The sequence below is a fragment of the Trinickia sp. genome (genome assembly GCF_035492435.1).
Lineage (GTDB): Bacteria > Pseudomonadota > Gammaproteobacteria > Burkholderiales > Burkholderiaceae > Trinickia.
On record NZ_DATJJF010000212.1, the window covers coordinates 18,477 to 42,016 of the forward strand.

Below are 23,540 nucleotides of genomic sequence, written 5' to 3' on the forward strand. Positions count from 1 at the left end.
CGCTCGATGAGTTCCGCCGGCCGCCTTCCGTGCGCCTGTCGGCGAGGGCTTTCTTCCACCGCCTGTGCTCGCGCATAATCGCGAGTCGTCCGTTTTTTCACCGATGCTATGACCGACCATGCCCGAAACCGCTTGAGTGACCTTGACTGGCGGTGGAAACCGTTCGTCGACCTAACGGCCGCCGAGGTCTACGACATGCTCGAAGCCCGCAATCGCGTATTCGTGGTGGAGCAAAACTGTGTCTACGCGGACATCGACGGTCTCGACATGGGCGCTTGGCACCTTTTTGCCTATACAGGGGGCGAGGGCGGGGTAACGCTTGCCGGCTACTTGCGAGTGCTGCTGCCCAACGAGAAAGAGCGCGATGTCCGCATCGGACGCGTGCTGACTACGCCCGATTTTCGCGGCATCGGCCTCGGCCGCGCGATGCTTGAGCAAGCACTCGAGCATATTGCCGCGCACTGGTCCGGCGTCGCCATCAGTCTTCACGCACAGGCGCACCTGCAGGCGTTCTACGGCGCATTCGGCTTCGAACCCATTTCCGACGTTCATGACGAAGACGGTATCCCTCACGTCTGGATGCGTTGCGCTAAGCCCGCGTAAGCGAGGGACTTGTCGGCGCTGCCGCTCACGCTCACGACCTTTAACGCCCGAGCTTCGCTCGGCAGGTTCGCATGCCGGGCGGCGCTTATCGCGCGAGCGACTTACTTAACGTTGGCTGGGCTCTTGACCGTCAGCAAAGTGTCGAGCGTGGTTCCATCCGAAAACTGCAACTTCAGCTTGATGGTGTCGCCTGGCGCGATCTTATGTTTGGCTTCCTCGAGCATGAAGTGATAGCCGCCCGGTGTGACGTTGACGATGCCATGTGCCGGGACTGTGACCTTGTCGACCATCTCCATCGTCGATGTCGATCCGTTCGTAATCGTCTCGTGAAGCATGACGCTGCCGTAATCGGGGCTTGACGCATCGGTGAGGTCCACCGGCTTGTCGCCGTTGTTGTGGATCGTCATGTAGCCGGCGGCCGGCAGATTATTGGGAAGCCATCGCACCCAGCCGTTATCGACGCTCATGTGCGAGGTGCCTGCCGCATGCACTGCGGCACTGATAAAAAGCGAGGCGAGGCATGCTGCCATCCGTGCGGTACGGTTCTTCATCGTCATGGGTTGTGTTTGCATCGGCCAGAAAGGTTGGGAAGTGGGAGGGGCGAAAAACGGGAGTGAAGATGGTGAAGACACATCACGAAGCAGATTCGATGATGCGGCGAAGGTCGTGCGCGATCGCGTCGGGGGTGTCGCTGCTCGTGGCGAGAAGTCGGGCACGTCCCTCGGCGTCGAAGATATAGACGGCTGAACTGTGCGTGACTTCGTAGTTGCCCTTGGGGTCGCGCTTTTCCATTTGATACGCGACGCGATAGCGTCTTGCGATCGACTCGATCTGCCGATCCGTGCCCGTAAGGCCGCGCGCGTGGTTCGCGTCGAATGCGGCAACGTAATCGCGCATCGCCTGCGGTGTATCGCGAGCCGGATCGATCGAAATAAAAAGGATGCGCACATGCTGCGCATTCTTTTGGCCCAGCTCGGCGAGAACCTGCATCAGCCGAGCCATCGTCTCCGGACAGACATCGGGGCAATGCGTGTAGCCGAAATAGACGAGGGTCGTCTGGCCTTTGAAGGCCGACGCATCGAGCGGCTTACCATCGTCGCCCGTTAGCGCAAACTGGAGGTCAGGCAGGTGCCCCGTCACGTTAGTCAATTTCCACGGGGGACCACCATGCGAGCACGCGGCGGCGAGGGTGATGCAGACGAGCGCGGCGCTAAGCCGCCTCGCGTATCGCTGTGCGATGCGGCTGGGGCAAAACGGTAACGCGGCGGTAGACGGAACACGCGGCTCGCGAACAAAGAGACGCGCGGGAAGACGTAGCGGCATCCGGATCTCGATCAAGGCGAACCGCAAGCAGGCGCCCGTGCCGGCAACCTCAATGTGCCATTGTAAGCCCGACGTTGCGGCGCGGCGGTTGCGACTATAACGCAAAAGCCGCCGCGTAAGCGGTGCCGGGACACGCATCCTCGTATAAGCAGACAATCTGCGGCTCGACAGTGCATGCTCCCGGAGCGGGTGGGAGACCGGCTTTGAGTCATCGGGAGCTTCAAGCGACAGTTCGCGTGCCACTGCACTAGGCGTGTTGGGTAACGTTCCGATTGGCAATCTATTGAAAGCGATGCGAAAGATTGGCGGAGAATACCAGAAGAGACGGCGGGCTGACATGGGACTAGTCTTGCGTTGAGGGAGTCGTCGTCGCTCGAAATCGTTGGCAATGCGCGGTAAGATGCGCAAACTTTTCCGGCTCGGCCAATGCTTTATGCCGCCCGAACCGATACACGAAGATGCTGATGCAACCGTTACCGGCTTTCCTGTCTCCGAGCGAGACAGCGTTTTTCTTCGACTTCGATGGCACGCTCGTCGAAATCGCGTCTACGCCCGACGGCGTCCTCGTACCGCCTGCGCTGCTCGACTCGCTCGCCGCGCTGCGGCGCTTGTCCAATGGGGCGGTGGCCATTGTCTCCGGGCGCGGCATCGATAGCATCGACGCATTTTTGCGCATGCCTGACCTTCCCGTGGCGGGCTTGCACGGCGCCGAGCGGCGCGATGCGAGGGGAGATGTCGTGCGGGTCGGTTTCGACGATGAGAGGCTGACGCGCATGGAACGTGTGCTCGCCGATGTCGTGAAGGCCCATCCGGGCATGTTGCTCGAAATGAAGGCGGCGTCGCTCGCATTGCACTATCGCAATGCGCCGTTTGCAGAGGCGATCGCCCGCGAAGCAGCCGAGCGCCTCGTGAGCGAGCATGCCGATGCCTACGTGCTGCAGCCGGGGAAGATGGTCTACGAGATCAAGCCAAAGGATGTCGACAAAGGCCGCGCGGTCGCGGCATTCCTCGATGAGCCGCCGTTCGCCGGCCGAATGCCCGTCTTCGCGGGCGACGACTTAACGGACGAGAAAGGCTTTGCTGCCGTCAACGCGCGCAACGGTCTTTCGATCAAGGTCGGAGCGGGCGAGACAGTTGCCCGCTCGCGCGTGGATTCGGTCAGCGCATTCCTTGCGTGGCTCGCATCGATCGTTTCAGCGGCGGACGGCGCGTCATGAGCCGCCTCATTATTGTTTCGAACCGCGTCGCGCCGATTTCCGAGGGCGGACCTGCCGCCGGGGGTCTCGCGGTGGGCGTCTACGACGCGCTCAAAGAAACGGGCGGCATGTGGTTCGGCTGGAGCGGGGAAGTCCTTTCATCGGGGCAGCCGCAGATGGAGGTGCTCGAGCGTGGACCGGTTACATTTGCGACGATCGGCCTCGCGCGCCGCGATTATGATCAGTACTACCGCGGCTTTTCGAACGCCACGCTGTGGCCGGCGTTTCACTACCGCGCGGATCTGATCCAGTACGACCGCAACGATTTCGAGGGCTACTGCCGTGTGAATGCCTGGCTCGCCCAGCAGCTCACGCAGCTTTTGCGGGCTGATGACGTCATTTGGGTTCACGACTATCACCTGATTCCCTTTGCAAAAGCGCTGCGCTCAGCCGGTGTGAAAAATCGGATCGGCTTCTTTCTCCACATACCGTTCCCGGCGGCGCAGGTGCTGCTTGCGGTTCCCCCGCATCGCGAGCTGGTCGAAGCGCTTTGTTCGTTCGATCTGCTTGGATTCCAGACAGAGCCAGACCTGCGCGCATTTTGCGACTATGTCGTGAACGAAGCACAAGGCGAAGTAGAGCGAGCGCAGGCCGGGCCTGCGACGATCCGCGCATTCGGGCGCTCCTTGCGGGCGGCGGCTTATCCGATCGGCGTCTACCCCGACGAGATTGCGCAGCTTGCCAAGGCCGGCACGCGTGGCAAGTCGGTGCGCACGATGAAGGCGACACTGCACGATCGCAAGTTGATCATGAGCGTGGATCGCCTCGACTATTCCAAAGGGCTCGTCGAACGGTTCCGTGCATTCGAACGGTTACTTGATAGCGTGCCCGCGCTTCGCAATGATGTGTCGTTCGTGCAGATCGCGCCCCCCACGCGCGCGGACATGAATGCCTATCAGGACATCCGGCTGCAGCTTGAAGCCGAATCGGGGCGAATCAACGGTCGCTTCGCGGAGCTTGACTGGACGCCAATCCGCTACATCCACCGGCAATACGAGCGCCCCGTGCTCGCGGCGCTTTTCCGCCAGTCCCACGTCGGCTACGTGACGCCGTTGCGTGACGGCATGAATCTCGTCGCGAAGGAATACGTATCGGCACAGGACCCGGACGACCCGGGCGTGCTCGTGCTGTCGTGCTTTGCGGGCGCAGCGCAGGAGCTGGAGGGCGCACTCATCGTCAACCCGATCGATATCGACGGCATGGCCGATGCGCTCGCACAAGCGCTGGCGATGCCGCTTGCAGAGCGCCGCGCGCGCTATCGCGACATGATTGCGCAGCTGCGTAAAAACAATGTCTCCGTCTGGCGTGACAATTTTCTGCGCGATCTGCAGGGCGTGGCACTAGCCGACAAGCGCCGGCCACCCCGAAGCAAGGCGGCGCGCACAACCGTCGCAGCCTGAGCGGTGGCGGAAGGTGCTGTGGCTTAGACGATTTCGATACCGAGGCCTCACGGACGATGCCTCGACAGGGGACTTCGGCCTCAGCGCTTTGTACTACGCCATCTCGGATCGGCCGAGCGACTGCAAAGCTCGTGAGCCGCTTGTGACCGTTTCTTCAGGTCGAAGCCGCGCCGGCGAGCGGCAAGTCGTGCGGTGGCGGCGTCTGTTGCCGCGCACCGCGTGAGAATTACACGCGGTTAGGCCGCGTGCTCATCGATTTGACGCCCGCCGGAGTGCAGCAATGTGGCTTTGCCGTGCTGCTTGGCAAGCAGATCGCGATAGATGCCAGGGCGGTTGCGCAGAGCCTCGGGCGTGCCGTCGTCGATGACCTTGCCGGCGCTCATGACGATAATGCGGTCAAAGTTCTGAAGCGTGGACAGCCGGTGCGCGATCGCGATGACCGTGCGGCCAACCATCAGCCTGTCGAGGGCCTGCTGGATGGCTTCTTCGGACGCGCTATCGAGCGCTGACGTCGCTTCGTCGAGCAGCAGAATCGGGGCGTTCTTGAGGATGGCCCGGGCGATGGCGATACGCTGTCGTTGGCCGCCCGAGAGCTTCACGCCGCGATCGCCAACGATCGTGTCAAAACCGTCCGGCATCGCTTCAACGAAATCGGTGCATCGCGCCTCGCGTGCGGCCGCGTAGACTTCCTCGCGGCTTGCTTCGGGTCTTCCGTAGGCAATGTTCTCGTAGACCGAACGGTGAAAGAGCGCGATATCCTGCGGAACGAGTGCGATCGATTGGCGCAGACTCTCCTGCGTGATCGATCCGATGTCTTGGCCGTCGACCTTGATCGAACCGCCTTGGGGCTCGTAAAAGCGCTGCAGCAGCGCGAGCACAGTCGATTTTCCGGCGCCAGATTTGCCGACGAGCCCGACGCGCTGACCGGGTTCGATCTGCAAATCGAAGTGATCGAGGATCGGGCGGCGGCGCGGGTAGGCGAACGTCACCTTTTCGAAGTCGACGCGGCCGCCATCGGAGATGAGCTCGGTGGCATGTTCGCGGTCGGGCATGCCATGGGGCTCGAGCAAGGTTTTGACGGCTTCGGCCAGACGCGCGACGTGCTGCGTCACATCCACGAGTGCCACGGCGAGGTCGCGGGTGCCATGCAAGATCGTGAAACCGAGCGAGCTGACGAGCACGATATCGCCGGACGTGGCGCGGCCCTGGTCCCAGAGCCACAGCGCCCAGCCGAGGAGGCCCGCTGACAGGAAGGCGGTGATGACGGCATGCAAAAGACGCAGCCGCTCGAGATAGAGCAGGCTTTGCTGCCGCGCGTCCATTTCTGCCTGCACGGTCGCCCCGAAGCGTTGCTGCTCGCGAAACGTCATACCGAATGCACGCACGAGGCTCATGTTGCTGATGACGTCGACCAGCTCGCCATCCACGGCCGCCGCCTTCGCCGCGAAGCTCTGGTGCCTTGGTGTGCCGCGGCCGGCGAGCCTGAAGAGCACGATCGCAAGAATGCCCGAGCACAACATCAGGCAACCCGCCATCAATGGATTGATGGTGACGGTCATCACGATCGCGCCGAGCACGGCAATGCACGGGGGCAGCACATTCCACGCCATCGTGTTTTCGGACGTGTAGACCGCGTTGGACGTCGCCGTAATGCGGCTGGCGAGCGTACCGGGCTGCCGCTCGGCGTAGTAGGTGGGCGAATGGCCGCTCAGGTACTGGAAGAGGTCCCGCCGCAAATCGCCCGTCACATTGACGAACGTGTGCGCCGCCACCCAGCCGCCGACACGCCAGAGCAGGTTATCGGAGGCAATGAGACCAACCAGGATGCCGAACGCCACCCAAAGCGGCCCCGGATGATGGCGCCCCATTGCCAGGACGTCGATCAGGTGCTTGATTGCGTACTGCGAAGCGAGTGCACATCCTACGGCCGCGATGACGCTAGCCAGCACGATCGCATGCGCGAGCGGATGGCGGCGGATATAGCTCATCAAGAAGGCGAGCGGCCTGTCTGCATAGCTTGAAAGCCTGGCATTGTGGGCATTCCGCTCGGAGACGGTCAGATGTTCCAATTGTTCGTGCGATGAGCGCAAAACAGGATAAGTCATGAAAAGAATAGTCTGCGGGTGACGCACCGCGAACCAATATCGAGATAGCTGACCAACCGCCATTGTAAACGCACGCGTAATCCTGCCTAGGTTAGGTGACCCGCTTGTGTGGATCGTTGGACACAAACAACGCAATTGTCTTACTACGCAGCGTGCTTGCCCCAAAAAACGAAAAGTGCAGTGGGGGAACCGGTAACGCGACGCAATTTTGAGACAAGTCGGGTTACAATGCCAAATTCGTCTGTTGCGACGGGGAAGCAACTCCTCGTAATCGCAAAGGCATCCGAAACTGCCATTTCATGCTTGCGTTCCAGTGGCGAGCGCAAGCAAAAAGAGATGGTACAGCGGGGCAGTGTAGGCGAGCCGCGTGATAGTGAGATAGACATAGTGTTACGCGGCTGTAACAAGGTAAATTATCTGAAAACGGGTGCAGCGCAGCATTATGGCGGTCTGATAATCAGCTGCGGGTTACCCCTGAGCCGTTTTGCTGGCAAGCTCAGCGAGCGCTTGGCGCATGGTTTTAGCAGTCACGTTAGCGCACTGGGGCCAAGGGAACGCCGAAGTGAAGCGAACGTCAGCCGACCTGCTCGCGAAGGGCTCTCGTCCAAGCGGTCATGCGCCTTTAGCAGAGTCCCCCTTGTGGGCGATTCGCCTTCTTTTTCGACAGCAGCAATCAATTGCCTGGAATTTTATTAGGAGTTCATCACTATGCGGATCGCTCAAATCGCTCCTTTGCATGAAGCGGTTCCTCCGAAGTTGTATGGCGGAACGGAACGCGTGGTGTCGTATTTGACCGAAGCCCTGGTCGAACTCGGGCACGATGTGACGCTGTTTGCGAGCGGCGATTCGAAAACCTCGGCCAAGCTCGAGGCATTTTGGCCGCAAGCGCTGCGGCTCGATCCGTCGATTCGCGACACAGTGGCTCCCCATATGCTGCTGCTTGAAGAAGTGCGTCGCCGCGCCGATGAATTCGATGTCCTGCACTTTCACATCGACTATTACCCGTTCTCGTTGTTCTCGCGCCAACCGACGCCTCATCTGACGACGATGCACGGGCGGCTCGATCTGCCGGAACTGCAGCCGATCTTCAGCGCGTTCAACGAAGTCCCGGTGGTTTCGATTTCGGACAACCAGCGTATGCCGCTGCAGGCGAACTGGCTTTCCACCGTGTACCACGGGCTGCCTGAGAACCTCCTCACGCCGCGCTCGGATATCAAGCCTGGCTACCTTGCATTCCTCGGCCGCATCTCGCCGGAAAAGCGGGTCGACACGGCCATCCGCATTGCGGAGAAGGCGGGCATGCCGATCAAGATCGCGGCGAAGCTCGACAAGGCCGATCGCGCTTACTATGAAGAACAGATCAAGCCGCTGATGCAGCTGCCGCACGTCGAGTACATCGGCGAAATCAGCGAGTCGGAAAAACCCGAATTTCTGGGCGGTGCACATGCACTGCTGTTCCCGATCGACTGGCCGGAGCCGTTCGGGCTCGTCATGATCGAGGCGATGGCTTGCGGCACGCCAGTTATCGCGTTCAAGCGAGGTTCCGTGCCTGAAGTCGTCGAAAACGGCGTGTCAGGCTTCGTCGTGGAAGACGAGTTGTCCGCCGTCGCGGCGGTCAACCGGCTGCATACGCTTTCGCGCGACGGCGTACGCAAGGCGTTCGAGCAGCGCTTCACGTCGAAGGTGATGGCGAGCAACTATGTCACCGTATACGAGGAACTGCTGCGTCAAAAGCGCCACGCCGTGCTGCGCGAAGTCGCTGCGGGCTGAGCGAACGCCTTCCTGCTCTCCCGTGTTCGGGCGCCGCGCCGTGCGGCGGTTTGTCGACGAGGGAGGGCGATCTCGTTTTCCGACGAGTCTGCGCAGGCACAGCCCGACGCTCAACTCCCACCCTGCATGCGGGTTACGCTGCAGGGTGTTTTCATTTCTGAGGTGACGATATGACGCCATCATTGGCGGCCTGGTCGCGGGAATGGGTTGAAGTCCACTGTTGCCTGCGCGTTAATTCATATAATGGCTGCGCCGCCGCGCGACGCGGCGTTCGGTGAATGCCCAGGAGGACGCTTTGACGAGAACCCAACCCACGCGGGACAGTGCGGTGCCCGGCGCCGGGACCCTTTTCGCGCTACGCTCGATTGGTCTGGTCCTCCTCGCGCGCTGGCTGTTCTCGATGTCGCAAATGGGTTATGGCGCCTCGTTCTCGGCGATGGTGTCGTCCCCGTGGGCGTCCATCAACGCCGTCTTCCTTTTTCTGCTGATCGTATTGCCCGGCGCCCATGCGCGGGCCGAACGGCCGTTCCACCCGCTGCCCCAATGGCTGCGACAGGCGCTGCGCTTTTTTGCGTTTCTCGGGCTCTTGTTCGCATTGTGGACAATCGGCGTCTTCATTTGGGCCGCCGGTGGGCGCCGGACCGTGTATGCGATCGCAGAAACGAACGGCTGGCTCGTCGTTGCCCCGGCACTGTATGCAGCGGTGCTGTGGATATGCCGGCCGCGCGCGCTCTGGCGCACGAACGTTGCGGCCCGGCGTTTCGCCATTGGGCGTTATGCCGTCGTCCTCGATACGGCGACGCGCACGGCGGTCGTTTGGGTCGAGAGCCGCAAGCTGGGCCAGTACGATGCGCGCGAGTTGTCGCTCAAATGGCCTGCGGCCGTCGTTGCCGAGCCGGTGCCGTCGCCGCGCTGCGCCGCCGAGGTCGCTGCGGCTCAGCTATCGCCTGATTTTGTTCCGATGGCGCCGGCTACAGCCTCTGGTCGCGCAGGGTCTTGGGGCACTAGCGCAGGCTTTGCCGGTCAGGCCGACGAAGGGGCGCCGGGCGCTGCGGTCGCACCCGAGACGCAGGCGAGCGTTTCGGTTCAATCGGGTGGATCTGTCGGCGATTCCAACGCTTGGCTGCAATCGAGCGCTCATGGCGTGGATTCGCGGCTTGCCGACCGTGCAACACCCTTTGCCTCCACGTCGTCACGCATCGGCGTGACACGCCGTGGGCCAGGGGGGGCGGTACATGGCCCGCGGTCAAACGGGCGGGGACGCCGCTCGCATGTCCAGCTTTTATGGGATTCGCCCGCCGCGGCCGGTCACAATCGACAGACCGTGTTCCGTGTCGCTCTGGCAAGCGAAAGCGATCGCAGCGCCGCACGCGCGCTCGATGCGGCGCTCCAGCAAGTCGTGTGAGCGGGCACGGTGAGCGTCGCGCTTAGTGCCGCACACGCGTGGGAGGGTGGCGATGAACGACTCACGAATCGGGTTGTCGCGGGCCTACGATCTTCCGGGTGAACGCGACGGAGCGCGCTTTCTCGTCGATCGCGTCTGGCCGCGCGGTGTCACCAAAGATGCGCTGCGCCTCGAGTCTTGGCCGCGTGATGTGGCACCCAGCGCGGCACTGCGCCGCTGGTTTGGCCACGATCCGACGCGATGGGACGAGTTCGTAAAACGCTATCGCGCGGAGCTCGACGCCAACGCCGCGGCCTGGCAACCGCTGGCCGACGCCGCGAAGCACGGCCATGTAACCCTGGTCTACGGCGCCCGCGACCGGGAGCACAATCAAGCCGTTGCTTTGCGCGAGTACCTCGTCGCGAAACTAGGCCATCCATAAATCACTGTTCTCAATCCGTTCGTTCATGACCGACTCCGCTTCTTCGCGCCTGCCGGCAGTGCTCGCCGAAATCCGCGCATGCCGGATCTGCGAGCCGTACTTGCCGCTCGGCCCGCGCCCCGTATTGCAAGCCGGGCGCACGGCGCGCGTGCTCGTCGTCGGTCAGGCGCCTGGTGCGCGTGTACATGCGACGGGTGTTCCCTGGGATGACGCAAGTGGTGCCCGATTGCGGACGTGGATGGGGATCGATGCCGACGCTTTTTATGACGCTGCGCGCGTGGCATTGCTGCCGATGGGGTTTTGCTACCCGGGCCGCGGCGTCTCGGGGGACCTGCCCCCCCGTCCTGAATGCGCGCCACGCTGGCTGGATCGCGTGCTGGCTGAACTGCCTGACGTCGAGCTGACCGTACTGGTGGGTGCTTATGCGCAGCGCCGGTTTTTGGGGCGCGAGCGCCGCGCGACGCTGACCGAGACCGTCACCGCGTGGCGCGAGTACAGCGAGCGGTGTGTGCCTCTGCCGCATCCATCGGGCCGCAATCAGGGGTGGTTCAAGCACAACCCATGGTTCGAGCGCGAACTGGTGCCCGTTTTGCGGGCCCGCGTGGCGGAGGCGCTCGATAAAGGGCGCTAATTCGGCCGCTTCGCGGTTATGCGAAGCTGCCTCTTTCTGATTTCGGTATCCACGACGATCCGGATGCGCTTCGAGGTCGCCGTGCAACAGCGATAGCCCAGAGCGAACGGTGGGCTGCTCTCATCTCGCCCATGCAAAGGGGCGATCCGGCTTGCCGATGACGAGACGCATGAGCGCCGCGCAGGGCTCCTGCCTCTGCGCGGACACAATGGCGAGCAGAGAATTCGAGACCGTCAGCGGCACGAAACGGCATCCCAGGCTCAGCGGGACTATCATTGCAGCCCTGGTTTGCCGATTTATCTCAAAAATAGTGGCGCGAGGCCGATGCCGAGCGTTGACAGCGATACCCGGCTGTTCGCCGCAACGTTACCCGCCATACCGTATCAAGCCGTGCAAGAGGACCGTCCCATGACTTCTGGAGTCATCCGCATCCGTGGAGCTCGCCAGCACAATCTCAAAAATATCGATCTCGATCTGCGCACGGGCGAAATGGCCGTAGTGACGGGGCCATCGGGGTCGGGCAAGTCGAGCCTCGTCTTCGATACGCTGTACGCGGAAGGTCAGCGTCGCTATGTCGAGACGTTCAGTGCGTATGCTCGCCAATTTTTGGATCGGATGGACCGGCCGCTGGTCGATCGCGTGGAAGGCGTGCCGCCTGCCATCGCAATCGACCAGACGAACCCGGTGCGTAGCTCGCGCTCGACGGTCGGCACGATGACCGAGCTCAACGATCATCTGAAACTGCTTTATGCACGCGCCGCGCAACTGTTCGACAAAGCGACGGCTCAGCTCGTACGGCATGACTCGCCTGAAACGATCTACGCGGAACTCATCGCTCGCACGCGAGAGAAGGATCCGCGGCTTGTCATCACGTTTCCTGTCGAATTGCCGGAGAACGCCAGCGCGGAGGAAGTCGCCGAATGGCTCTCCGCAAGCGGCTATACGCGCGTGCAGGCTGAGCGCGAGCAGCGATCGGCGAAGGGCATGTGCAAGGTACTGGATGTTGTCGCTGATCGCTTCCGCTTGCAGAAGACGGAAAAGGTCCGCGCCGTGGAAGCCATCGAAGCCTCGTTGAAGCGCGGCGCAGGACGTGTCAACGTCTACGTGCTGCCGGAATCGTCTGAGTCAGTCGACCCCGCCGATGCGCTCAAGCAAGCCGAACCCCAGATCTGGCGTTTCTCGACGGGCTTGCACTGCCCCGACAGCGACTTGCGCTACGCCGACCCTCAGCCGGGTCTTTTTTCCTTCAATTCGGCCTATGGCGCGTGCGAGACCTGCCGTGGCTTCGGTCGCGTGATCGGCGTCGATCTCGGTTTGGTGATACCGGACGCGCGCAAGACGCTCGCCGGCGGCGCGATCAAACCGATGCAGACGCCGGCCTGGAAAGAGTGCCAGGACGACCTGATGCGCTACGCCGCACGCGCCGGAGTGCGCACGAGCGCGCCATGGGCCGAGCTGTCGGACGCCGAGCGCGATTGGGTGATCGACGGCTCGCCCGATTGGGATGGCGAATGGCAGCGCCAGTGGTACGGCGTGCGGCGGTTTTTCGGCTATCTGGAATCCAAGGCGTACAAGATGCACATCCGTGTGCTCTTATCGAAGTACCGCAGCTATACGCCCTGTGAGACCTGCGGGGGCGCCCGCCTCAAAACCGAATCGCTCCTTTGGCGACTCGGCACAAAGGAAAACGCCGACGCAGTGCTCGCGCCCGTGTCGCGCTTCAAGCCGCGTGGCGTGTCGTGGCCTCGTGAGCAACTGGAGGCGCTGCCCGGCCTGACGGTGCACGACGTGATGCTGTTGCCGATCGAACGAATCCGCCGGTTCTTCGATGCGCTAACGCTGCCGAGCGCGCTGCTCGACGATGCGCTGAAACTTCTGATCGCCGAGGTGCGTACGCGCCTCAAGTATCTTTGCGACGTTGGCCTCGGCTATCTGACACTCGATCGGCAGAGTCGTACGCTTTCGGGCGGCGAAGTGCAGCGGATCAATTTGACGACGGCACTCGGCACGTCGCTGACGAAGACACTCTTCGTGCTCGACGAGCCGAGCATCGGCCTGCACCCGCGTGACTTGAACCGGATTGTCGAGGCCATGCGCCGGCTGCGTGATGCGGGCAACACGTTGGTCGTCGTCGAGCACGATCCGTCGGTGATGTTGGCGGCCGATCGTTTGATCGATATGGGGCCGGGCCCGGGCGAGCGCGGCGGCACGATCGTTTATGACGGCACGCCCGACGACATCCGCACGGTGGGCACGCTCACGGGCGATTATTTGGGCGGACGGCGGCACGTGGCCGACGCGACGCATTGGGCGGCGAGGCCCGTCGATGACACTACGCCGCGGCTCGTACTCGAGGGCGCGAGCGAGCACAACCTTCGCGACGTGAGCGTCGAAATCCCGCTGGCACGGCTTGTCTGCGTGACGGGTGTGTCGGGGTCGGGCAAGTCGACGTTGATTCAAAACGTGCTTTACCCGGCGCTGGCGCGGCAATTTGGACAGGCGACCGAGACACCGGGCGCGCATCGGCGCCTGATCGGTGCGGAACTGATCGACGATGTCGTTTTTGTCGACCAGTCGCCGATCGGCAAGACAGCGCGCTCGAATCCGGCGAGCTACGTCGGCGCGTTTGATGAAATCCGCAAGCTCTTCGCCAAGGCGCCGCTCGCGCAGCAGCGCGGTTACACGGCGGGCACATTCAGTTTCAACACCGGCGACGGACGTTGTCCGACCTGCGGCGGCTCGGGCTTCGAGCATATCGAGATGCAATTTCTCTCGGACGTCTACCTGCGCTGCCCCGACTGCGATGGCCGCCGCTATCGTGCGGAAGTGCTGGAGGTGACGATTGAGCGGGGACAGCCAGCGCGTGCGTTGTCCGTTGCCGATGTGCTCGAGTTGACGGTCAGCGAAGCGGTCGCTTGGTTCGCGGGCGACGCGGACGTGCTGCGTGTACTGCAACCGATCGTCGATGTCGGGCTCGAGTACGTGAAACTTGGCCAGCCAGTGCCCACGCTGTCGGGCGGTGAGGCGCAGCGGCTCAAGCTCGCGGGCTTCCTGGCGGAGACCGCCGCCACGCGAGGCAGCGCGCCGGCGCCGGGCGGGCGGCTCTTCATGTTCGACGAGCCGACCACCGGTCTGCATTTCGACGACATCGCCAAGCTCATGCGCGCGTTCGGCAAGCTACTCGGGCGCGGTCATTCGCTACTCGTCATCGAACACAATCTCGATGTGGTGCGCGCGGCCGATTGGCTTATCGACTTGGGGCCGGAGGGCGGCGACGCCGGTGGCGAGGTCGTGATCGCCGGCACACCTGAGGAGGTGAAAAGCTGCGAGGTGTCGCACACGGGCCAGGCGCTATTGCAGTACGAAGCCTCGCTCGGCGCCGCCAGCGAGGCGCAGGCGGGCCGACCGCTGCAGACGGCGCTTGCCGCCGTGAGAGCCCAGCAGGTCGCGCAAGCCGATGAGGCCATCCGCATCGTCAACGCGCGTGAGCATAATCTGAAGTCGCTCAACGTCGACATTCCGCATGGCAAGTTCAATGTGGTGACGGGTGTCTCGGGATCGGGCAAATCGACGCTCGCATTCGACATCCTGTTTCACGAAGGCCAGCGCCGCTATCTGGAGTCGCTCAACGCTTATGCGCGCTCAATCGTACAGCCGGCCGGGCGGCCGGAAGTCGATGCGGTCTACGGCATTGCCCCGACTGTCGCCATCGAGCAACGGCTCTCACGGGGTGGCAGAAAAAGTACTGTCGCCACGACGTCCGAAGTCTGGCACTTCCTGCGGCTCCTCTTCGTCAAGCTTGGCGTGCAGCATTGCATGCACGACGGCGCGGCGGTGACGCCGCAAAGCATCGATTCGATCGCCGCACAGCTGCTGCGCGAGCATGCGGGCGAGCATGTCGGTCTGCTCGCGCCGCTCGTTGTGAACCGCAAGGGCGTCTACACCGATCTCGCGAAATGGGCCAAGGCACGCGGCAATACGCATCTGCGTGTGGATGGGGAGTTCGTTCCTGTCGATCCCTGGCCGAAGCTCGAGCGATTCTGCGAGCACACGATCGAATTGCCCGTTGCTGACTTTGTCATTTCGGCCGATCGCGAAGGCGAGCTTCGCCGAGCGCTCGCGGAGACACTCGAGTTGGGCAAAGGCGTCATGCATTTGCTTGCGCCGCTCGATGGGCTGTCCGACGCGTTAACGCACGGGCATCCGACTGCACAGTTCGGCACATTGAAGGTGCTTTCGGTCAAGCGGGCCTGCCCCGAATGCGGCACCAGCTACCCCGAGCTCGATCCGCGAATGTTCTCGTACAACAGCAAGCATGGCTGGTGTACGAGCTGCGTCGGCACGGGCCTTGCGCTGACGCGCGAGCAGCGCGCCGCGTTCGACGACACGACGTTCGCTGACGACGGCCGCGGCCGCGAGCAAACGCTGCCCGCGGAGGAGCTCGAACCGGAAGGCGTGGGCGAGACGCCATGCCCCGATTGCGGCGGCACGCGGCTCAATGCCACGGCGCGGGCGGTGACATTTGAAGGCAATTCGATTGTCGACATCGGTCGGATGACCGTATCCGAGACGCGGCGCTGGATCGACTCGCTGGAGCTCGGTGGCCGCGACGCGCAGATCGCGCGCGATGTGGTGAGCGAGATCGCGAGCCGCCTGCGGTTTCTCGAGGCGGTGGGCCTGGGCTATCTGAGCCTGGACCGTGCCGCGCCGAGCTTGTCGGGGGGCGAGGCGCAGCGCATTCGCCTCGCCGCTCAACTCGGCAGCAATCTGCAAGGCGTTTGCTACGTCCTCGATGAACCAACGATCGGGCTGCATCCGCGAGACAACCGCATTTTGCTCGATGCGTTGCGCGAGCTCGGCGACAAGGGGAACACGCTGGTCATCGTCGAGCATGACGAAGATACGATTCGCCGGGCCGACCACATTATCGATATTGGCCCGGGCGCAGGTAAGCGCGGAGGGCGGCTCGTGGCCGAGGGCGGCGTGGCCGATCTCGCCGGAGAGCCCGATTCCCTGACGGGGCAATTCCTCGCGCGGCCGATCGTGCATCCGTTGCAGCCGCGCAGGCCCGTGCTATCCCCGGTGGGGCGCGGGCCGGCAAGTGAGGCGCCGCATAGCCGGCTAGTTGCCGGCGACGCGATGGGCAGCGGCGAGACTGATGCCAGTGCGGCCGAACGGTGGCTCACGATCGATGGCGCGAACCTGCATAACTTGCGGGATGTGACCGTGGATATTCCCCTGTCGCGGCTCGTTGCCGTGACGGGCGTCTCGGGCTCGGGCAAGTCGACGTTGGCGCGTGACGTATTGATGACCAACCTGCTCGATGCGGTAGGGCGTTCGACCTTGTCGTCGCCGGCTACGCGGCGTGCACGTCGGACGGCACAGGAGAGCGAACGTGGACAGCCTGCGCGTCGCTCGTCCAGCGCCGCGCGAAAAACCGTGCCGGTGGTCGTCGAACATCGCTGGCACGGCTGCCGGTCGATCTCGGGATGGGAGTCGATCGACCGCGTGCTGGAAGTGGATCAGACGCCGATCGGCAAAACACCGCGCTCCTGCCCGGCGACGTACATCGGCGTCTGGGACACCATCCGCAAGCTCTTCGCCGATACGCTAGAGGCACGCGCACGTGGGTATTCGGCATCGCGGTTCTCCTTCAACACGGGCGATGGACGTTGTCCCGCCTGCGAGGGGCAGGGCGTGCGCACGATCGGCATGAGCTTTTTGCCGGATGTGAAGGTGCCTTGCGATGTCTGCCACGGCCAGCGCTTCAACGCCGAGACGCTCGCCGTCACTTGGCGTGGCCGAAACATCGGCGACGTGCTGACAATGGAAATCGACGAAGCCGTCGAGTTTTTTGCGGCAATGTCGAGCGTCGCACACCCGCTACAACTGATGAAGGACGTCGGGCTCGGTTATCTGACGCTGGGCCAACCTTCGCCCACGCTCTCGGGCGGTGAGGCACAACGCATCAAGCTTGTGACTGAGCTCGCCAAGGTGCGTGACGACGTGACGCGGCGAGGACAGAAGGCACCGCATACGCTTTATGTGCTCGACGAACCGACAGTGGGCTTGCACATGGCTGATGTGGCACGGCTCATTCGTGTGCTGCACCGGCTCGTGGACGGGGGCCACAGCGTCGTCGTCATCGAGCATGATCTCGACGTGATTGCGGAAGCGGACTGGATTCTCGATTTGGGTCCGGAGGGCGGCGCGGGCGGGGGCGCGGTCGTCGCTGCGACCGACCCGGAGACACTCGTCGGCGTGCGCGAGAGTCACACGGGCGCAGCGCTCGCGCCCGTGCTGGCGCGCAACGAGCGCGCGGCCGAACCGGTGCAGGTGGCATAGTGCGAGAGCAGTGACGGGCTGCTACCGGCTGAAACCGGCTAACGCTTGGCGAGCGGGATAGGGGCGCGAGGGTTATTTTCGTGCGCAGGGCGAAGTGCGGCTGTCGGCGATGGCCGCCTCGGGCGGACGGCCGCAGCCACGGCTACGACCTACCCCGAGTCCGATACGGAAGCGGACACCATGCGAATTCTTCAGCTGATCCTCGCGCCCAGGCTTTCGGGCGCCGAAATGCTGGTCAAAGGTATTGCCATCGGTCATCAGCAGAGCGGACACGCAGTAGGCGTCACCTCGCTGTTGCCCGCAGATAGCGACTTCGCGCTCGTAGCCGGCGAACTGGCGGACAATTGCGTGACGTGTCTCTTTCCGACGCGCCGCTACGAAAGACTCGGGCGCCTCCTTTTTCTATACCGGTCGATTCGCCGCTTCAGGCCGGATATCATTTTTGCCCACGCGACCATTCCCGCGCTCTATGTGCGGGCGCTGCCTCTGCGCGTACCCATTGTTTGGGTCATGCATTCAAGCGTGAACGATTTTCTTGATAATGGCCTCTTGCAACGTGCCGAGCGGATTCTATCGCTGCGCGCAAAGGCTGTTATTGGTGTCTCGCAAAAGCATGTCGATGAATACACGAATGCAATTGGCCGGCATCCATCGTTGCTCGTTGTGCCGAATGGGGTGGACGCGGCGCGGTTCCGCAAGCCGCGCGGGAGAGAGGGGGGGGCCGCTGAAAGCAGCACGGGGGCTGTGAAACGGATCGTGCAGATCGGCCGCTACGTTCCCGAAAAAGGACAGATCGATACGCTGCACGCTTTCAGACATGTTCTTGGGTTCGAGCCCGACGCGCGTCTCTTGCTATGCGGCGTGATCGAAGACAAGCCTTATTACTCGGCCGTTGCAGCGCTCGCGGAAGAACTAGGCATCGCATCTCACGTCGACATTGCGGGGCCGCAGAGCAATGTCGACGAGATTCTGGTGAATTCGAGTGTTTTCGTCATGCCATCGAGTATCGAAGCGCAGGGCATCGCTTTTTTGGAGGCGCTCGCTTCGGGTATTCCGATCGTCGCGAACGTGATTCCGTCGTTCACTTTCGCTCACAACTGGGCTGGCGTACGACTTGTCGATACGTCGGATCACGAATGCTACGGCCGTGCGCTCGTTGCAGCGCTCGGCGAGCCGCGCGCACAGCGCCCGCTCGATGGATTCATGCTCGAGGATACGGCTGAGCGTTACCTCGCCATCGCGCGGCAAGTGATCGGATAGGGCTAATCATCAATGTAGTGCAGGGGGTGCCGCAGCGTTGCGGTACTACCTCTCGCTCACCTGATTTCGATACTTGGGCTATGCGGCCGTACCCCTTGGTTTTGGCCCATGTTTTCGGATCGAATCAAAGTCGTTCCTGCGAGGAGAGCGGCGCTGCTTCGTGTGCGGAGATTCGCTCCAGAATCGCCTTCTTGATGATGTCGGCCCGCTCCTGGATCTGCGATTCCGTCGCCCGAGAAAATAAATAGGAGAGGTAGGCGACGATTAGAACTGCGGCGGGATACATCAAGAGAGCCGCGTTGGTCGATTGGATCCGGAGTATTTCGTTAACAAGGCGTCCGCATGCAAATACGATAAGGAAGTGCCATATATATACTCCGTAACTATATTGCCCAAAGCGCGCCAGCCAGTGCAATCGTAGTCGGGCGGCAGTGCGCGTGCTAAGCAGGATGAGAAGGCCGCTTGCGGCAGTAGCCGCGCAGACGGGGGCCAAGACGTACGCAACGCCACCTCCTACGCCAAACACGAAGGCACCGGCCACACCCAAAGTCATGAGGCAATAAGCCAGCGCTACGGAAAACCCGCCGATGCGATTGCGTCCGGCCAAAACCGCGCGCAGTTTGAACCACGCGATCGTCCCGATGAGGAAGCATGGAATTTGCGCGGGCAACGAAAAATATAAGAAAGAATTATTTTTGATGTCGAGAATTTTGCCGTCTGCTAACACTAGCATCGCCACGGCGCACATCAAAAAAGCAACCGCAATGATTAAGGAGGCATGTTTTCTATCTGGCATCAAATAGAGCAATCCGGGCGCGATCGCGTAGAAGGCCATCTCGATGCCGATTGACCAACCTCCGGGCACGACGTTGTTGATGGCCGATGGAAAGAAAGCGTGAATGAATGCTATGTTTGCTGCAATGGCTGCGGTGCCATGTGGATCCAGCAATGGGGCGCGCGCGTTCAGTTTTGATACGGCGATTGCGTTCAGGAATCCGTAAACGAGTATTGCTAAATAATAAATTGGCGCAATTCTGAAAAATCGTTTGATGTAAAATCGAAATGCAACGGTTTTTTTGTTGCTGAATTTTTTTGCATCCACATCAATCGTCGTAAAAATTGTGATTGCGCTGATTACAAAAAAGAGCTGAACGCCATATTGGCCCATGTCTGAGAGTGTCCTGGCCCATGCAGGCAGGGCGGGGAATCTGTCGCCTACGTGCACTGCTACCACGCCGAGGATTGCGAGCGCTCTCCCTACGTCCAGAGCGGCTGATCGGGTTTCCATAAGCAGCCTCCGGGTTTCTCCTTACGCTACCGGCATGCGGCGCCTTGTGTCGGACAAGCCGATGTTGAGAACCGCCAGTGCGCGGCACGTCGCATGCTCACGCAATAGGGGCGCGAGCCCATCCATTTGAGAAGGTAGGGCACACAGGTTCGGAGTCCGAAGCAAGTTCAGCGCGGATTTCGATACCCGGCTTCAACGCAAGCATCGTCCGGTGGTCTGCATGCGAGTGGCCGCGGCCCTGTAGCGGGCAAGCAACGAAGGAAATCTTCGTCCATGGAGCGCGCGGGGCAGGCGACGTCTTACGGAATTTTTCGCTTGCCCGACAAAGAACGCCGAGCATACAATCCGCCGTGTTTTCTAACAGAGGAGTGTCCCCCGTGGACGCAAGTGCCAGTTATCGATCTTGTCCGCCGGCCCAAGCCGGCAGCCATTTCGCAATCGCGCGTTAGCGCGGCACGACTCTTCTGTCGCCGCTGACCGCATTTGTCGGGTCAGCGCGCTTCTCCCAGGACCGTTCGAAACGGTCCTTCTCAAGCTCGCTCCCTCTATTCGACCGTTTGTCGCGCTTGCGAGCGCACGATTGCGCGTCGAAGGTGCCGTTCGTGGTGGGCCTCAACTTAGCTGAGCGTGCGCCACGTGGCGGCTGGATTCATTTCGCCATCGAGCGCAGACCAATGAATTTCGTTTGCCCGCTTACGTCACGTTACGACGACAGCATCTTCACCCCCGCCGGCATTCGGTTCGCCAATTTTGCTGGCTCCAGGTTTTCCCGCTTGACTGCCATTGGCGCCACTGCGCTTTTTGCGTTCACGCTGGGCATTTCCTCCCACGCGCGCGCGCAGTCTGCGCCGGCGGCCGCCTCAGCTGTTGGCACACCGCTAACGAATGGAAGTGCAACACCTGCCGCATCAACCGGGCTGTGGGATCGCTCGACGCTCTTTGGTGACATGGGCGGCTTGCGTACATGGCTCGACAACTATGGCGTCACGTTAAACATTCAGCAGACGGGCGACGTCTTCGGTAACTTCACGGGTGGTGTAAGGCGTGGCGCTGTCTACAACGGGGTCACGCAATTCGGCTTGAGCATCGATACCGATAAGGCGTTTGGCTTGAAGGGCGGCCAATTCTATGTCGATGCGCTGCAAATTCAAGGTTACGGCATATCCGGGTCGAATCTCTATGTCTTGCAGAGTGCGAACGGCTTCGAAGCCTCTCCGGGCACGCGCTTGTGGGAGCTTTGGTATCAACAGAGTTTCGGCGACAAGTTCGACGTGAAGATTGGCCAGCAAAGTCTCGACAACGAGTTCATGATCAGCCAGTACGGCGCGCTGTTCGTGAACGCGATGTTTGGTTGGGCTGCGCTGCCATCCTATGACATGCCAGGGGGCGGCCCGGACTATCCGCTGTCATCGCTCGGCGTGCGGCTGCGGTTCAAGCCGAGCCAGTCACTGACAGTGCTTGGTGGCGTCTTCGACGCCAATCCGGCACCGGGCATCGGGGACCCGTACCGAATCAATCCCAACGGCACCCACTTCGAGCTCTCCAATGGCGTGATGATGATCGGGGAGTTGCAGTACTCGATCAATCAACCGCCGACAGCGGGTTCACCTTCGAAGTCGGGCGGGCTGCCTGGCACCTACAAGCTCGGCTTCTGGTACAACGACGAGCGCTTTCCCGCGCCGCAGTACGGCACGGGGCTAACGTTTGCAAGTCCGACGACGTACCGCGGGGACTTCAGCATTTATGGCATCGCTGATCAGATGATCTGGCGCTCCAGTGCTAACACGTCACGATCGCTTGGCGTGTACGCAATGGCGATGGGTGCCCCGAGCAATCGCAACTTGATCGATTTCGAGGTCAACGCAGGGCTCGTGCTGAAAGCGCCGTTCAAGGGGCGCAACAACGATTCGGCGGGCATCTCTTTCGGCTATGTGGATATCAGCCCGGGAGTGAGATTCGTCAACAATCCTGCCTCAACGCAACTGGGCTCTTCTGTGCCGTCAGGTGAAACGGTCATCGAGGCGACCTATCTGTGCCAAGTTACCCCTTGGTGGCAAGTGCAGGCGGACTTTCAGTACTTCTTCAATCCAACCGGGGGCATATCAAATCCGGCTAACGGAGCACCGGTTCGCAATGAGGCGGTTGTCGGGCTGCAAACGGTGGTGACGTTCTGAGTGAGGGTTTGGGACAACGCCTTTGAAGACCTTCGCTTCGCGGGTTCTCGGGCGAGCAGGGGGCGATAGTATTTTTTCGTTAAATTGCACGAGGCAGTTTTAAAGACCGATCGAAATACACACCTCCCCTGGACCAAGATCGGGGGGCGGGGCAGTTCGGGAACACGGGAGATAAGTCGATCTACGCGAAAGTGCTCTATCCGCTGATCGGCTCATTGGTCTCATTCTTCCACGACTTGGGCGACTATGAGGCGACGAGCAGCAAGGGACAGCAGAAGTTCGGACTCGTCGACCTTCAACATCACCTGACGGGTCGCCGCGAAGACGTGCGCGCTATCGCCCCCAAGGGGATTGCCGCCCAACACGGACGCCTGGGGCACGACAACTATGCGGGTGTGATGACCGCCTCCTATTACGAGTCGGTCAATCCCGCGGGCACAGGCTTCACCGGGTGCGACGAAGGGGCACTGCGCCAGAGCGGCGTTCATCGTACATCCCGGCTGAGTTTGATCAATTTCCGAAGCTCAAGGCGCTTGCCACTCAACTCTCTCCAAGGAAACCGCGGGCAAGAGTGATGACGCGCCGGCCAGAGAGCCGGACAGTTTGAGGCGTTTGCGGGAATTCATCGAGGGCGGATCTGCCGGTGCGCGCGGAGGGCAGGGCCGAAGTTGCCAACATCCGAGCCGAGATTGCCGATACACCGGACAGCTAGGGCCTTAATTTCTTTGGCCTTCACGCACCATGAATTCTGGTGGTTTTTTACCGGTGAGCCTCGCCGCGTCACGAATGCACTGCACGGTCGCCTGATCAACAGGTCGTTCCTTAGATAGCGAATGTATCCGTAGCCCGTTATCAAAACGAATCGCCCACGCGGCCCTTCGACGGGCGCACACCTGCCTCCCGGCAACGCCTACGGGCGGAGCTCGAAGGGCAGCAATTCGACGGCGAGCGGCGTGCCGAACCGCTGACTGGCGCATCGAGAATGGTTTTTTTGTCGCGAGTCCATCACTTTCCTGAAAGACATTATTTCAGAATCACAAAAGAGGGGAGCGATCCTGACTCTTATACTGCAACACTATTCCGCTTTTCGCCATTTCACAATTTCACCATTTCACTAATTCGTTGGGTCATTGGTGATGTGAAATCTTTGGCATAAAAATTCTAATGAAGGGGACTTTATGAAACTGAAGGCTTTGACCATTGCGACGCTCGCGCTGTTGACGGGGGAAGCGCATGCACAAAGCAGTGTCACGCTGTACGGCGTCCTCGACGCGAGCGTGGCCTATACGAGTAGCGTGAACACGAGCAAGGGCATCTCCACAGGTACCGCCCAAGGTGGTGCCCAATATCAGATGTTTTCTGGACTCCTGAGCACCTCGCGCTGGGGCCTCAGAGGGAGTGAGGATCTCGGCGGCGGTCTGCACGCCGTGTTCGATTTGGAAAACGGCTTCCTGCTCAACAGTGGCGCATTGAAAAATTCCGAAGCCGGGCAAACCCCCGACTTGTTCGGCCGGCAGGCCTGGGTCGGTCTGAGTTCCGACCAATACGGCTCGGTTACG

Annotated in this window: 16 protein-coding genes; 12 read left to right on the top strand and 4 right to left on the bottom strand. The window is 61.7% G+C overall.

Annotated features, from left to right (window positions below; genetic code table 11):
* The first annotated feature begins 108 nt into the window (after positions 1 to 108).
* Positions 109 to 603, top strand: a complete 495-nt coding sequence (locus VL598_RS15350) for a GNAT family N-acetyltransferase (RefSeq protein ID WP_325327582.1) — start codon at positions 109 to 111, stop codon at positions 601 to 603.
* A 101-nt stretch (positions 604 to 704) separates the two neighbouring features.
* Here VL598_RS15350 and VL598_RS15355 read toward each other — a convergent pair whose 3' ends face one another.
* The gene (locus tag VL598_RS15355) at positions 705 to 1,160 is read right to left on the bottom strand and encodes a copper chaperone PCu(A)C (protein WP_325327583.1); all 456 of its coding nucleotides are present in this window, start codon (positions 1,158 to 1,160) and stop codon (positions 705 to 707) included.
* A gap of 76 nt (positions 1,161 to 1,236) precedes the next feature.
* The gene (locus VL598_RS15360) at positions 1,237 to 1,926 is read right to left on the bottom strand and encodes an SCO family protein (protein WP_325327584.1); all 690 of its coding nucleotides are present in this window, start codon (positions 1,924 to 1,926) and stop codon (positions 1,237 to 1,239) included.
* A 464-nt stretch (positions 1,927 to 2,390) separates the two neighbouring features.
* Here VL598_RS15360 and otsB point away from each other — a divergent pair, with 464 nt between their 5' ends.
* Both otsB and otsA read left to right on the top strand, forming a co-directional pair.
* Positions 2,391 to 3,143 carry a trehalose-phosphatase gene (gene otsB, locus VL598_RS15365; RefSeq protein ID WP_325327585.1) on the top strand — a complete coding sequence of 251 codons (753 nt, stop codon included), beginning with the start codon at positions 2,391 to 2,393 and terminating at the stop codon, positions 3,141 to 3,143.
* Positions 3,140 to 4,582 (top strand): alpha,alpha-trehalose-phosphate synthase (UDP-forming), encoded by a 1,443-nt coding sequence (otsA, locus tag VL598_RS15370; RefSeq protein WP_325327586.1) that lies wholly within the window; start codon positions 3,140 to 3,142, stop codon positions 4,580 to 4,582. The genes otsB and otsA overlap by 4 nt, the downstream gene beginning before the upstream one ends.
* Positions 4,583 to 4,818: 236 nt before the next feature.
* On the opposite strand, the gene VL598_RS15375 is transcribed toward otsA, so the two are convergent.
* Positions 4,819 to 6,687, bottom strand: a complete 1,869-nt coding sequence (locus VL598_RS15375) for an ABC transporter ATP-binding protein (protein ID WP_325327587.1) — start codon at positions 6,685 to 6,687, stop codon at positions 4,819 to 4,821.
* Between the two features lie 708 nt (positions 6,688 to 7,395).
* Between VL598_RS15375 and VL598_RS15380 the strand changes: the two genes are divergently transcribed.
* The 6 genes from VL598_RS15380 to VL598_RS15405 all read left to right on the top strand — a co-directional run bounded on the left by VL598_RS15380 (position 7,396) and on the right by VL598_RS15405 (position 18,519).
* A complete protein-coding gene (locus tag VL598_RS15380) occupies positions 7,396 to 8,457 on the top strand; it encodes a glycosyltransferase family 4 protein (RefSeq protein WP_325327588.1) in 1,062 nt (353 codons plus the stop codon).
* A 295-nt stretch (positions 8,458 to 8,752) separates the two neighbouring features.
* Positions 8,753 to 9,862, top strand: a complete 1,110-nt coding sequence (locus VL598_RS15385) for a hypothetical protein (protein WP_325327589.1) — start codon at positions 8,753 to 8,755, stop codon at positions 9,860 to 9,862.
* Positions 9,863 to 9,914: 52 nt separating this feature from the next.
* Entirely contained in the window at positions 9,915 to 10,283 is a 369-nt protein-coding gene (locus tag VL598_RS15390; RefSeq protein ID WP_325327590.1) for a DUF488 domain-containing protein, read from the top strand.
* A gap of 25 nt (positions 10,284 to 10,308) precedes the next feature.
* Positions 10,309 to 10,914 (top strand): uracil-DNA glycosylase family protein, encoded by a 606-nt coding sequence (locus VL598_RS15395; RefSeq protein WP_325327591.1) that lies wholly within the window; start codon positions 10,309 to 10,311, stop codon positions 10,912 to 10,914.
* Positions 10,915 to 11,322: 408 nt separating this feature from the next.
* Entirely contained in the window at positions 11,323 to 17,259 is a 5,937-nt protein-coding gene (gene uvrA, locus VL598_RS15400; RefSeq protein ID WP_325327592.1) for an excinuclease ABC subunit UvrA, read from the top strand.
* 180 nt (positions 17,260 to 17,439) lie between these two features.
* The gene (locus VL598_RS15405; protein ID WP_325327593.1) at positions 17,440 to 18,519 is read left to right on the top strand and encodes a glycosyltransferase family 4 protein; all 1,080 of its coding nucleotides are present in this window, start codon (positions 17,440 to 17,442) and stop codon (positions 18,517 to 18,519) included.
* 124 nt (positions 18,520 to 18,643) lie between these two features.
* Here the strand turns inward: VL598_RS15405 and VL598_RS15410 are convergent, their stop codons facing one another.
* Positions 18,644 to 19,807, bottom strand: a complete 1,164-nt coding sequence (locus VL598_RS15410; protein ID WP_325327594.1) for an acyltransferase — start codon at positions 19,805 to 19,807, stop codon at positions 18,644 to 18,646.
* 674 nt (positions 19,808 to 20,481) lie between these two features.
* Here VL598_RS15410 and VL598_RS15415 point away from each other — a divergent pair.
* The 3 genes from VL598_RS15415 to VL598_RS15425 all read left to right on the top strand — a co-directional run.
* Positions 20,482 to 21,981, top strand: a complete 1,500-nt coding sequence (locus tag VL598_RS15415) for a carbohydrate porin (RefSeq protein WP_325327595.1) — start codon at positions 20,482 to 20,484, stop codon at positions 21,979 to 21,981.
* A 191-nt stretch (positions 21,982 to 22,172) separates the two neighbouring features.
* Entirely contained in the window at positions 22,173 to 22,556 is a 384-nt protein-coding gene (locus VL598_RS15420; RefSeq protein WP_325327596.1) for a hypothetical protein, read from the top strand.
* 603 nt (positions 22,557 to 23,159) lie between these two features.
* A partial coding sequence (locus VL598_RS15425) for a porin (protein WP_325327597.1) occupies positions 23,160 to 23,540 on the top strand: 381 nt, incomplete at its 3' end.